Origin of the sequence: Brenneria rubrifaciens, assembly GCF_005484945.1 — a bacterium.
GTDB lineage: Bacteria > Pseudomonadota > Gammaproteobacteria > Enterobacterales > Enterobacteriaceae > Brenneria > Brenneria rubrifaciens.
In genome coordinates this window covers 2,652,911-2,665,934 of sequence record NZ_CP034035.1, presented here as the reverse complement: position 1 = coordinate 2,665,934, position 13,024 = coordinate 2,652,911, and the positions used below count along the sequence as shown (strand labels likewise).

Genomic DNA, 13,024 nt, shown 5'->3' with positions numbered 1-13,024 from the left:
GATTTTCAGTAGGGAGCCGTATGGGATCAGTAGATGTTTTCGGAAAATTATGTTCGTTCCTGGACCGGCAGCAGGCCCGTTACCGTGTAGTGAAGCACGCCAGCGCCGGACGTTCTGAAGAGGTGGCGCAGCAGCGCGGGACCGCGTTGGGACAGGGGGCCAACGCGCTGGTGTGCCACGTAAAAGGAAACCGTGTGCGTCAGCATATTCTGGCCGTTTTACCCGCTGACCAACAGGCTGATTTATCGCGTCTGGCCCGGGGGATCGGGGGAACACGCGCTTCGCTGGCCAGCCCGGATGAAGTGGACGATTTAACACACTGTGTTTTTGGCGCTATTCCGCCGTTTAGCTTTCATCCCGATTTGTTGCTGGTGGCCGATCCTCTGTTATTTGTCCGGTTTGATGAGCTTGCGTTCAATGCCGGATCGCTCGAACGTTCAGTTATTCTAAATACGCAGGATTATCAGCGCATTGCCCAACCACGGATTTTGCCTTTTCTGAAGCTGCCCGCAGCGGGCTAGGTTCGGTATATTAAATACCAGGTAAATCGGGCAACTGCGGCCATCTCTGTTATTATTGCGGCAAATCACGCGCCGTCTTGAGACTGGCGTAGCCTTTCGTCGCGTTACCGTTGGTAATAAGAGTAATTATTGTGAGTACAACTTCTTTTTCTTCCCTTGCTCTGCCGGCCGAGCAGTTATTCAATCTCAATGAACTGGGCTATACCGCAATGACCCCGGTTCAGGCCGCGACGTTACCGGCTATCCTGTGCGGCGCCGATGTGCGCGCCAGGGCGAAGACCGGCAGTGGCAAAACGGCTGCTTTCGGTATCGGTCTACTCAATCAGATTGTTGTCGAGGAATTTGTCACTCAGGCGCTGGTGCTGTGTCCGACGCGTGAATTGGCCGATCAGGTCAGCAAAGAACTGCGCCGTCTGGCGCGTTTTGCGCAGAATATCAAGATCCTTACGCTATGTGGCGGCCACCCCATGGGGCACCAGTTGGATTCGCTGGTTCATGCGCCGCACATCGTGGTGGGAACGCCGGGACGCATTCAGGATCATCTGCGCAAGCATTCTCTGTCGCTTGACGCGCTGAAAGTACTGGTGCTGGATGAAGCTGACCGCATGCTGGATATGGGATTTACGGACGCGATTGATGAAGTGATCGGCTATGCGCCTACGGATCGTCAGACATTGCTGTTTTCCGCCACCTATCCGAATGAGATCGAACAGATTAGCGCCCGGGTTCAACGTCAGCCGTTGAGCGTCGACGTGGTGGATGAGAATGCTGAACCAGCAATCGAACAGCGTTTTTATGAAACCACGAAAGAGCAGCGTTTACCGCTGCTGATGGCCATTCTGAGCCACTACCAGCCAGCATCCTGCGTAGTGTTCTGTAACACGAAGCGTGATTGCCAGAGCGTATTCGATGCGTTGGATTCGCGGGGCATCAGTGTGTTGGCGCTGCATGGCGATCTGGAGCAACGCGATCGCGATCAGGTATTGGTGCGTTTTTCTCATCGCAGTTGCCGCGTGCTGGTTGCGACCGATGTGGCCGCCCGCGGTTTGGATATTAAAGAGCTGGAACTGGTGGTGAATTTCGAGCTGGCCTTCGATCCCGAAGTGCACGTACACCGCATTGGTCGAACCGGGAGAGCGGGCATGCAAGGGCTGGCCGTCAGTTTGTGTGTACCGCAGGAGATGAGCCGCGCTCATCTGCTTGAAGATTATCTGGGTATACCCATCAATTGGGCATCAACGACAGAAATCAGTCGCAGCGGCGTCGCTGAACTGGCGCCAGAGATGATGACGCTGTGTATCGACGGAGGGCGTAAAGCCAAAATTCGCCCTGGCGATATTCTGGGGGCGTTGACCGGTGAGGCAGGTTTAACCGCGGCGGAAGTCGGCAAAATTGATATGTTTCCCATGCATGCCTACGTCGCTATCCGCAAAGCCAGCGCGAAGCGGGCGCTGCATCAACTTCAGCAGGGTAAGATAAAAGGGAAAAGCTGCAAAGTCAGGTTGTTGAAATAATTTTGCGTTTAATACCTGTCGGATATTTTGCAGATCTATTGGCCTTGCGTAACGGCAAGGTCACAGGGATTCAGAATACGGTTCTTTGTGCAGTCGGTTAATCAATAAAACTTAATGGCAGCCTGTTAATTTCCTGACTATTAACGATAAATTCTATTTTTAATCGAAGGATAAAGAATCGTCATAACGATAACAGTGTATCTTAGTTATATTATTCTAATTTTAAAGTGATCCGTTATTACCAGTACCGTTATGCAGCATTTCCTGAATTTGCTGATAGACTTCGGCGGCAGACATATTGCTGTATGACATTGTGCTATCAAAAGTTAATACCCGCTCTTTACCCGGCCCCTGTAGGAAACTTAATAAAGCGAGATCTTCCTGAGTTATCCGTTTTCCAGTGAAAGCATCAAACATTTCGGATTGCCCGTCAGGATATTTAACCACGGAAATCAGTTTACCGTCGTACAGGGGAATCCCTGTCATGGTAAGCGTGTAGTCGGCGGCGTCATTCTGCTGCTCTTCCTGATGATCTTCAGGTGCTTTTTTCTCTTCACGCTCGTGATCAACCGCACGTTTTTTATCGGACGACAGCGTGACCTTAGTGCTGTTGTTTGGTGTCATTGAGGGGGATGATGAGTCAGAGTTTGTCGTTGATGTGTCAGTTTTATTGCCTGTGCTGATGGCAGTGACCGCATCCGCATTCGTGGCAACACCCACCGTGGGTACATTAGAATGGAGATTTACATTCAGGGACTGAATATCTGGAATAACCACAATATTAACTCCTTCATATCGCTATTTTTTTATGTCGACAGTTTCAAGCCGATGAATTACTTCAATATAACGAATCCAATTGATTGAAATAAACCATTTTTTATTAACTGGCGGCGGTAATGAGTCCATTGCAGGAAATACAGCCCCTTTCCCGGTGTCCAGACAGACCCGGCAAAGACATAATTGTGACAGATGGAATGACCTTAAAAATACGTTCCAGTAAGTTAAATCGGCCAATCTATTTTTTTCATTAATATCTAAAATGCATAAGTTTAAATTTTTTTATTGCTAACAATGCATTGAGCCTATCTGTATTAATTAGGTATCTAACTTTTTGACAGGCTAAATGTAAGTATGACCAAAGTATTTTCAGCCACAGTGTTGACACGGCATGGGGATGGAATAACGTGCTTACCTATAAAAATGATTTTTTCATTGCGTTACTGGTGCTTGTCTTGTCCTCTGATTGGCTTTCACTCCACAACCCCCATCTAACAGGTTACACTGAATTCCTATTTCTATATCGAACACCTGTAACATCATGAGCAGTATCAAATTAACCGTTAATTATTTATACCAGCAGTCTGGGGACCGGCGGGTTGCATCGCTGGCCACCGCCCGAATTTTTGTCGGAGATACACTGATCGCCACGGAAGTGATCACCGGCATGACGGAAACCCCAGTCAGTAAATATCTGCATCATTCACCGTCTCAGGGGCAACCTGTAAGGGTCGAATGGGATTCTGCCGGGATTACGTCTATGCTGGTGTCTGAAATACAGATGTGTCCCTGTTGTCAACATAATGAACCCGAATAAGGAAAGACGCTTTGGCTGGAGCAAGTTTACTGACGCTATTGGATGATATCGCTACGTTGCTGGATGATATATCCGTCATGGGGAAATTGGCCGTTAAGAAGACGGCGGGCGTATTGGGTGACGATCTGTCGCTGAATGCGCAACAGGTAAGTGGGGTAACGGCGAATCGTGAACTGCCAGTGGTCTGGCGCGTAGCGAAAGGTTCGTTTCTAAATAAGGTTTTTCTGGTGCCGGTTGCGTTGCTCATCAGCGCGTTCATCCCCTGGGCGATCACGCCGTTGCTGATGGTCGGGGGAGCCTATCTTTGTTATGAGGGAGTGGAAAAAGTGGTGCATAGCCTGCACCGCGACAAAAATCAGAATACGCCAGAAGCCCGGCAGCAGCGCCTGCTTGCGGCGGCTCAAGCTGATTCGGCGGAGTATGAAAGCGACAAAGTGAAAGGCGCGATCCGTACAGACTTTATCCTTTCGGCCGAGATCATTGCAATTACGCTGGGGATTGTGTCTGAAGCGCCGCTACTTAATCAGGTAATGGTGCTGTCGGGGATTGCGATACTGGTGACCGTTGGCGTCTATGGCATTGTGGCGGGTATCGTCAAACTGGACGATCTGGGCATGTGGTTGGAACAACGGTCATCCGTCGTGGCGCAAAAAGTCGGGGCCGGCCTGTTGGTTGCCGCGCCTTGGTTGATGAAAGTGCTCTCCGTGGTGGGCACGCTGGCGATGTTTTTAGTCGGTGGCGGCATTGTGGTTCATGGCATACCCCGTCTTTATCACGCCATCACCACCTTTGGCGACAGTTTTGGCGGTCTTGTCGCGGTGCTGATTTCCAATGTGGCCAATCTGGTGATTGGCTTGATCGTCGGTGCCGTCGTGCTGTTTATCGTCAACCAGATTGCTCGTCTGCGTAAAAGGCAAGCGTAAGCAGAAAAGAGGCCAGAAGGATAATCGCGCATGGATATATCATGTGCTGATGTCCTCCTGCCCTTTCAGATTAAATCCCGCATCCTTCGCGCCATTCTGATTCCTCGCGGCAATACAGAGATCGCTTCTTTGATAATGGCGTGCAAAGCTATATCAGATGGAATTTGTCGACGGCGGTAGACGTTGGGAGAAGTGTGATCCTGCGAAGTCGAACGAAATTTTAATTCTATAAATTATAAGGTTAAAATAAAGGTATAACCATTTATACCAACAATGATATCAACAAAAAACCCTCTTTCTAAAACAGTTGTTTCATGCTGGAAAAATCACCTCGATTATACTCTATCTAACGAATGATGGTGCAGGGAGTCGGCAGTAGGCATGAGGCCTACGTTTCAACAGTAATGTCTGCCATATGTGAGAAAACCGCTCTATTAGATTGTGCCTGGGAGCGGAACAGACGACGAAATTGCCGAACCCATCAAATCAGCTCTGCCGCAATGGACAAGGGTCAGATGAAGATATTACTGACATCATAGAGTGTTGATCAATGTGGAGCAGGGGATAATTGCTGATAAAGGTATCTATAAATTATTAAAAAAAATTTTTAACTCATGATCTCAATGAGTTCAATTTCAAGTGCGTATATACGAACTTAACTTTTTATCTTTCATATATGGATTAAAGTTAGCTCGCAATTGATTAGCGTGAAATCAGTTTCAAAATAAATAATTAAGATGCAACGTTAAGCGCCTGCCGCGAAAAAATAATATTATAATAATTAACATGTTACATAAATAGCCCTGAAAATCATTCAAAAAAATATAAAATTAATTTGACGAGAAATTTTCATGCTGATAAAAGTAGCACGAATGTAAACAATAGTTAATTCCAATGGTTAAAGTTTGAGGGAGTATGTTTACAATGTTAACGGATAAAAAGGATTCTTCCGGTTTCTCGTTCAATGGAAATCATGTTTTCGCTGAGTTTTACGGGGTTGAGGATTCATTACTTAATGATGAGAATTACCTTTCAGAGATAATGCGAAACGCAGTAGAAGTTTGTGGAGCAACAATTCTTAACGAAACATCTCATAAATTTTATCCCGAAGGTGTAACAACCTTACTTCTTTTATCAGAATCTCACGCTTCTATTCATACATATCCAAGTCACACAGCTGCCTTTGTCGATATATTCACTTGTGGGGATTGCGACCCAAAAGTAGCTATTCAACAAATAGAAAAAGCTTTAAAACCTAAAAAAGTTCATTCAACTTGCATCATTCGTGGAGAAACAAATAATGATTGAAAAAATAATTGAACCTATTGGAAAAGGTGTTAGCCGTGTATGGGATCTCGACGAAATTATATTTGAAAAAGAAACACCTTATCAGTCGATGGTAATAGCTAAGACGGGACAAGGTATAAGCCTGTTTTGCAATAATGAAAGACAAAGCGTCGAAGAATCACAACTTATTTATCATGAGGGACAAATTATTCCAGCAGCTTTGTTTTGCGGAAAAATTGAAAACGTATTAGTTATTGGTTCGAGTGAAGGCGTAATTAGCAAACTCGCTCTTGAATTGGGAGCCAAAAAAGTTACCCATGTAGACATTGATGCTGAATGTGTAGAAGCTTGTGCCAAATACTTACCTTACGGTTATAGTAGTGAAGAAGTCAGATTATATAAAGAAAAAAAAGGTCCCATCCATCTTATAATCGATGATGGATACAAATTCATAGAGGAGGCAGCAAAGAGGAATGATAAGTACGACATCATTATATTAGACCTGCCTGATGAGCAAGAAGATTCTGCACAACAGAATCGTCTGTATACTTCTACGTTTAATGAAAAAATCATAAGTCTTCTATCTGAAGAAGGTGTATTTATCTCTCAAGCGGGATGTACTACTTGGTGGAGGAATAACACTTTACGTAATTCCCTTAAAAGATATCAATCTAGCTTTAAGAGTACAGTTTTTTTTGAAATGGAAGAGCAAAACTGGGTTTGGCTAGTAGGATCTAACTTTGAATGTAATAACGCTGCTGAAAGAATGATAGAAAAACTAAACAAACTTTCATATAAACCGAAATTTATTGATAGCCAATCAATAATCAAATCTACAATAGTACCGTTTACTTTACGCAACAATAACTAATTATTGGAGTGAAAATGGATTTTCAAACAGAGGAAGTTCCTCAATTTTATTCGAATAAAAGTCCCGTAGAAGTTTATACCGAATGGGATCCACTTGAAGAAGTCATCGTTGGTATCATAGATGATATACGCATTCCTGAATGGGATGCCGGGCTTGATGCCGTCATCCCAAAAAAATCAAAAAATTTTTTTAAGGAGAATGCCGCAGGGCGTTTCCCTGAAGAACTCATTAATCTAGCCAAAAAAGAAGTCAATCAATTGGCTGATATTCTTAAGAGTGAAGGAGTAAGAGTCCGTAGGCCAGAACAAGTAAACCATCACAAAACTATTATGACACCACATTTCACTACTGGTGGTGGTTTTTATTCTGCAATGCCTCGTGATTGCTTATTTGCAGTAGGTAAAAAGATCATCGAAGTGCCGATGGCATGGAGAAGTCGGTATTTTGAAACGTTTTCTTTTCGAGAAATCCTGAATGATTATTTTTCTAATGGAGCTGAATGGCTGGCCGCCCCAAAACCAATGCTTAAAGACTCGCTTTGGAAACCTGATCATGATTGTGAGCAAGAGGAAAAATTTAGCTCAGTGATCAACGAATCAGAACCTGTTTTTGACGCGGCTGATTTTATGAAAATGGGCAAAGATATTATTGGACAACGAAGCCATGTTACTAATAACAAAGGAATTGAGTGGCTGCGTAGAACGCTTGGTGAAGATTATCGAATTCACATATATGAGTTTGATGATGCATCTCCAATGCATATTGATACAACAATTCTTCCATTAGCGCCTGGAAAAGTTTTAGTAAATAAGGCCTGGGTTTCAAAAATCCCAGACATTTTTAAAGACTGGGAAATACTTACCCCGCCGCCCTCAACACTCGATGATTCGCATCCTCTTTTCATGACATCAAAATGGATTCATACAAATGTTCTGATGCTTGATGAAAGAACCGTTATTGTGGAAAAAGACGAAGAGTTGTTACGGTCTGCGTTTCATAAATGGGGATTTAAAACCATTTTATGCCCTTTTAAACACTTTCAAACATTCGGTGGTTCGTTTCACTGTGCCACACTTGATGTTAAACGAAATGGAAGCCTGAAATCGTATGTCTGATATCTATAATGTCCGTGAACATCATGGTGGAATTCAAACAATTATTCGACATGCGGAGGTTGAACCTTTAGGAATTGAAAGCGTTGAACGTCAAACAGAAATGAAGGAACTGCTGGACAATGAATATAATGACTTTATTGAAAGGCTCACCCTTGACCGCGACAAACTCGATGCATGGAAATTAGATAGACTAAGCGCCTTAGTAGACTGGGCGTTTACGACTTCGCCATTCTATCGCGATAAGTATCAAAAGTGTGGTTACGAACTGGGGGCAATACGGTCTTACCAAGATTTTATGTCATTGCCGACTATTAACAAAGACGATGTAATCGCAAATTTCCCAGTTGGCATGCCATCTGATAAATACGATCCATCCAAATGTCGTTGGATGAGTAGCTCCGGCTCTTCAGGAAAGCAAGTGCAGATAATATTGCCACAGCATCGTGCAAACCTGGATATACTACATAAATACCGCATGTTTGAATTTATGTCAGACCGCAGGCTAGATCCCGCTCGCTGGATATACAATATTCATTATTGCGTTTGGTGGCATACATCAGTTTTGGGAGATTATAGAGTATTTACTCTAAGTCAGGACTGCCCTGGTTTTTATGCCATGAAACACATAAAGTATCTAAGACCACAGGTCATTTCTTCGATAGGTAGTTATCTCCAACAATTAGCCGTACTGGGTGAAAGGCTGGACATACATGGAGTAGAATTAATAACAACGAACTCAGAAACTACGACACAAGAAGAGCGAGATCGTTACGAAAGTATTTTTAGAGTTCCAGTTAGGGACGAATACTCATCAGAAGAACTCGATATTATGGCTATGCAATGTATAGATAAACACTATCATGTAGTTGAAGACGATGTTCATTTAGAAGTTATTAACTACGATGGTAGTGGAGTAGGAGAAATTGTAGGTACAGATTTATGGAATCAAGCAATGCCTATGATTCGATATGAGCAAGGCGATCTTTGTGAAATGGAAGATAATGGAGGTCGCTGCACCTGTGGGAGTCATTTTAAACGTTTGAAAAAATTACACGGCAGGGCTGATCAAGGGCTTACTACACTTGATGGTAAAACTATTCCACCCGGCAGCATACTGGACGCGGTTGAACGTTTCTTTTGTCAAGAAAATAGCAATATTAAAGAGTTCCGAGTGGTACAACTCGCCCCAGACCGCGTCGAAGTACTTTATGTTTGCCATAATATAGATATCAATCAAGATAGTAGTGTATTCGAAGCTTTTCAGTATCATCTTAGCAAACTTTTTACACATAAAGTCTTTGTTTTTCCGATAAAACTTGACCAGATTCCACCTGAGAAAAGTTATAAAAGAAGAACTGTAATCAATAAATGCTGAATCAATGATGAAAAAAATATTATTAGTTTCATGCGAGCTAGACATTTTGGAAAAGATCAAATCTTTGAAGAAAGAATACAATATCGCATCATATGAATTTGTTTTTCTCATCGAAGATTTTACGGTATCCGGAGAAATCATTGAAAGTCATAACATTTATGTTATAAAAGATTTTGCTATTCATACTGACGTTGCCTTAGTTGTAGAAAAAATTCTAGCCTTACATCAGATAAATGAGGTGATTTCGAATGATGAATTTTCTCTTTTCGTATCAGCCTATGCCCGCGAACGATTGAAGCTTCCAGGCTTAAAATGTGAGGATGCAAGAAAGTTTAGAGACAAGCAACTGATGAAAATTATTGCCTCACATCATAAAATATCAACCCCCGAGGAATTTCATCTGAGCGATGTATTACAGCAAAAAGTTAAATTACCCGTAGTGCTGAAGCCCCGTTCTCTTGCTGGCGCTGTCGGTGTTTCCGTGATTTATAATTTATCGGAGTTACCTGCTGAGCTAAAAGGAGTTTCCGATAATTATCGAGATATGGATGCAGGACAGTTTTTAATTGAAGAATATAATAGTCAAGATATCTTTCACATAGATTGCGTTGTGCTTTATGGAAAAATTGTATTTATATCTGTCGGTGCATATCAAGGTAGCCCTTTAGATTACTTAAAAGGTAAAGTTTTAGGGGGCATTTCTGTACCGCACAATGAAGTTCAATCAATGTGGTTGCCTTTTACTGAAAAACTGAAAAGTGCATTCACTTTTCCAGATGGGGTCTACCATGTTGAAGCATTTGAGGGTATAGAAGAGCCATCGCTTCTTGAAATTGCTTTCCGCCCAGGAGGGGGGCCAATTACAGATGCTATCTTACATACTTACGGTATTGATCTCAGACTTATTCATTTAGCAGCACAATTAGGTGTGGTATCGAAGCTGGTTTGTACAGATAAAGACATTGGTTATGCCTACTTATTATACCCTAAAGATCATCTTTCTTTAGTACCGAAAAAAGTGACTCATGTTTCCACTCCAAATTTAAAAGAATTAACCTCACTGAAAGTATTTAAAATCGCACAAATTGACGAAATAGCCAGTGGAGAATTCTATAATCATAAAGATTGTTTAGGCATGTTCATTTTTTCAGGTAAACCCAGTCTTATTAATAGAGAATATAAAAAAGTGATTGAGAATTACAATGTTACATTAGGAGTAAAGCAATGACGGCTCCGCTGATAGAATTGAGAAATGTTTCTAAAATTTATCGAAGTAAATTCAATAGTATTGGAGTAAGCGGCCGAATCAAAGACTTAATTCGGCCTACTTACACATCACATAAAGTGATCGAAGATCTTAGTTTTAAGCTTTATGAAGCGCAGTCTTTGGCTATTCTCGGTCCAAATGGCGCAGGGAAGTCAACACTTATCAAAATTTTATCTGGAATTCAACGTGCAGATTTAGGTGACGTTAGAGTTTTAGATACAGATCCATATAAAAAAAAGAAAGATATTTTTAAAAATTTAGGCGTAGTTTTTGGTCACAAAAACTGCTTGTGGTGGGACTTGCCTTTGCGTAACAGCTTAGAAATGGTACAACCCATGTATGGAATTGATCGTGACACTTTTGAACGTGATTTACGAGAGATTTTAGACTTACTAAATTTAAAAAAACTGATGGATAAACCGGTGAGGCTTTTAAGCCTTGGAGAACGAGTTAAAAGCGAACTTGCGTTTAACTTATCGTTTAGACCAAAAATATTATTTTTAGACGAACCGACTATCGGTTTAGATATTACATCTAAACATGAAATCCGAGAGCTTTTAAAATCACTTAAGCATGAGAGAGGAGTGAGCTACATTATAACAAGCCATGATATGGGCGATATCGACGGTTATGTGGATGAAATAATTTTACTACACAACGGAAAAAATAAGTTTCATGGTAACATTGAAGAATTAAAAAAAATTGTCCCGTCACTTGTTTCAATCACATTATTTTGTGGGAATGGATTAGAGCCAAGCTATGTCGCATCAAAAATTCGAGAAATATCAAGTAAAACGTCAGTAAACATTAAAATAAATGAATTTATGGATGAGGACTTAGAGCTTAGTATTTCTCTTTCACGTTCAGATTGCCCTCTATTCATACGGGAGCTGACATTCGAGCTGAGCTGTGCTTTTTCTGTTTCAACACCTTCACTTGAGGAAATGCTACGTGTTAAGTTTAAAGAGTTTAACTAACTCCCTCTTTTCCATGTACCTCTATTCAAGGAATGGATTACTTACTATCGTTAACGATAGAGCAATGTTTTTTACTGATTTCTTTATGGGGACTGTTTCACCATTTATTATTCAACTTATATTATGGAATTCAATATTTTCATCTCAAACTGGAAAAATAAATAGCTTCAGTTTTAATGACATTATCTATTATTATGCTTTTGCATTAATGTTATCTCGTATGAATAATGGTTATGATATGATTCGGACTCTCTCTGGACATATAAGAAAAGGTGAGTTGGAAGTCTGGCTAACTAAACCATTTCATTATTTAGCCCAAAGATTCTTTACTTTCTTCGGTGAGAGCATTTTGTATACAATCCCAGTGTTAGTATTGTTTTTTATCAGACATTTATCTTTTCTTGAGGCAGAAAAAGCAGACGTTTCTTTTTTATATACACTTTTAGCTGTAATAATGATTATAATCATTTCTCAGTTGCTCTGCTTTCTCCTTTCTTTCTGCCTTTCATTGCTTTGCTTCTGGGTTATTGAATATAATATTTTACTCTCATTTAGTATATTTAGCTCAGCGCTTCTTGGCGGTGTACTTTTACCTCCATCATTTTGGCCTGACTGGCTAATGCCGCTAATGAAGTACAACCCCTATCATTTTACTATTTCTGCACCTGCCGAATATATGACCACATATGCGGAATCAGTTTTTCTGCATTTTTTAATTGGTGGCATATTTTACATTTTTGTGTTTTTCTTAATTATTCGTATTGTTTGGTTTAAAGGAATGAATGTTTATAACGGCGCAGGTGGGTAATATGAATATTTTAATTTATTACTTCAGAATGAATGTTAAAAGGCAGTGTGCATATACCACAAATTTGTTGGGTGAATTCATCCTTTCACTAAGTTATTATTTTATTCAGTTTGTTTTTATCGATCAAATATCATCATTTTCTGGTGGTTTGGGTGTTTACAATAAAGAAGAAGTTAATTTAATATTTACTGTTTTCATTCTCTTAGGCCTTCTCTTAAGTATTTTTACTAACTCCATTGAAACTTTCTTTGAAAATGTTGCGGAAGGAAGAATAGAAGTTTATCTCACAAAACCGGTATCCGTGTGGGTAATGGTTCTTGTCGGTTGGTGCAAACCACTTAACATCCTCAATTTTTTAATTACTTTACTATTTGCATATAGCTTCGTTACATTACCGAATCTTTTAAATCCTACGCTGAGCTGGGGATATTTCTTTATATCTCTATTATGCGTTTTTTTAATTAACCTTTTCTTCTTTATGATATTTAATTTCTTTACTTTTATAACCAGTAGAAAAATGCCTGTTGACTACTTTCATGAGATGATTTTTGAGCTTTCATTTATTCCCATAGCAATTTATCCAACATCAATAGTGAAATGGATGCTTTTCATAATTCCAGTGGCATTTTCAGCATCGTTACCGGTGTCCTTATTACTAAACAAAAATGAATGGAATATAAAATACCTGCTCTTAAGCACAGTTATAATGTTCACTGTTATGCTGTTTACTTACAAAACTACTGTAAAGAAATTTAATGGATTAGGAGGTTGA

At 40.9% G+C, this 13,024-nt stretch carries 13 protein-coding genes; 12 read left to right on the top strand and 1 reads right to left on the bottom strand.

The window, feature by feature from the left end; translation table 11 throughout:
* Positions 1–20: 20 nt before the first annotated feature.
* Together EH207_RS12140 and dbpA are read left to right on the top strand one after the other, a co-directional pair.
* The gene (locus EH207_RS12140; protein WP_137714223.1) at positions 21–521 is read left to right on the top strand and encodes a YbaK/prolyl-tRNA synthetase associated domain-containing protein; all 501 of its coding nucleotides are present in this window, start codon (positions 21–23) and stop codon (positions 519–521) included.
* Positions 522–652: 131 nt separating this feature from the next.
* Complete coding sequence (gene dbpA / locus EH207_RS12135) at positions 653–2,035, top strand: ATP-dependent RNA helicase DbpA (protein WP_137714222.1); 1,383 nt, start codon at positions 653–655, stop codon at positions 2,033–2,035.
* Between the two features lie 222 nt (positions 2,036–2,257).
* On the opposite strand, the gene EH207_RS12130 is transcribed toward dbpA, so the two are convergent.
* Positions 2,258–2,812 carry a hypothetical protein gene (locus tag EH207_RS12130; protein WP_137714221.1) on the bottom strand — a complete coding sequence of 185 codons (555 nt, stop codon included), beginning with the start codon at positions 2,810–2,812 and terminating at the stop codon, positions 2,258–2,260.
* 541 nt (positions 2,813–3,353) lie between these two features.
* On the opposite strand from EH207_RS12130, the gene EH207_RS18410 reads away from it, so the two are divergent.
* From EH207_RS18410 to EH207_RS12080, 10 genes are all read left to right on the top strand, one after another.
* Entirely contained in the window at positions 3,354–3,629 is a 276-nt protein-coding gene (locus tag EH207_RS18410; protein ID WP_137714220.1) for a hypothetical protein, read from the top strand.
* An 11-nt stretch (positions 3,630–3,640) separates the two neighbouring features.
* Positions 3,641–4,552, top strand: a complete 912-nt coding sequence (locus EH207_RS12120) for a DUF808 family protein (RefSeq protein WP_137714219.1) — start codon at positions 3,641–3,643, stop codon at positions 4,550–4,552.
* 924 nt (positions 4,553–5,476) lie between these two features.
* Entirely contained in the window at positions 5,477–5,860 is a 384-nt protein-coding gene (speD, locus tag EH207_RS12115) for an adenosylmethionine decarboxylase (protein ID WP_137714218.1), read from the top strand.
* On the top strand, positions 5,853–6,710 hold the full coding sequence (locus tag EH207_RS12110) for a spermidine synthase (protein ID WP_137714217.1): 858 nt from the start codon (positions 5,853–5,855) through the stop codon (positions 6,708–6,710). Before speD ends, EH207_RS12110 begins: the two co-directional genes overlap by 8 nt.
* Before the next feature lie 14 nt (positions 6,711–6,724).
* The gene (locus EH207_RS12105; RefSeq protein WP_137714216.1) at positions 6,725–7,825 is read left to right on the top strand and encodes an amidinotransferase; all 1,101 of its coding nucleotides are present in this window, start codon (positions 6,725–6,727) and stop codon (positions 7,823–7,825) included.
* Positions 7,818–9,200: a phenylacetate--CoA ligase family protein gene (locus EH207_RS12100; RefSeq protein ID WP_137714215.1), complete on the top strand. Its 1,383-nt coding sequence runs from the start codon at positions 7,818–7,820 to the stop codon at positions 9,198–9,200. The genes EH207_RS12105 and EH207_RS12100 overlap by 8 nt, the downstream gene beginning before the upstream one ends.
* Positions 9,201–9,204: 4 nt before the next feature.
* The gene (locus EH207_RS12095; protein ID WP_246048887.1) at positions 9,205–10,428 is read left to right on the top strand and encodes an ATP-grasp domain-containing protein; all 1,224 of its coding nucleotides are present in this window, start codon (positions 9,205–9,207) and stop codon (positions 10,426–10,428) included.
* The gene (locus EH207_RS12090) at positions 10,425–11,444 is read left to right on the top strand and encodes an ATP-binding cassette domain-containing protein (protein ID WP_137714214.1); all 1,020 of its coding nucleotides are present in this window, start codon (positions 10,425–10,427) and stop codon (positions 11,442–11,444) included. The genes EH207_RS12095 and EH207_RS12090 overlap by 4 nt, the downstream gene beginning before the upstream one ends.
* Positions 11,419–12,252 carry an ABC-2 family transporter protein gene (locus EH207_RS12085; protein ID WP_246048886.1) on the top strand — a complete coding sequence of 278 codons (834 nt, stop codon included), beginning with the start codon at positions 11,419–11,421 and terminating at the stop codon, positions 12,250–12,252. Before EH207_RS12090 ends, EH207_RS12085 begins: the two co-directional genes overlap by 26 nt.
* A 1-nt stretch (position 12,253) precedes the next feature.
* A complete protein-coding gene (locus tag EH207_RS12080) occupies positions 12,254–13,024 on the top strand; it encodes an ABC-2 family transporter protein (protein ID WP_137714213.1) in 771 nt (256 codons plus the stop codon).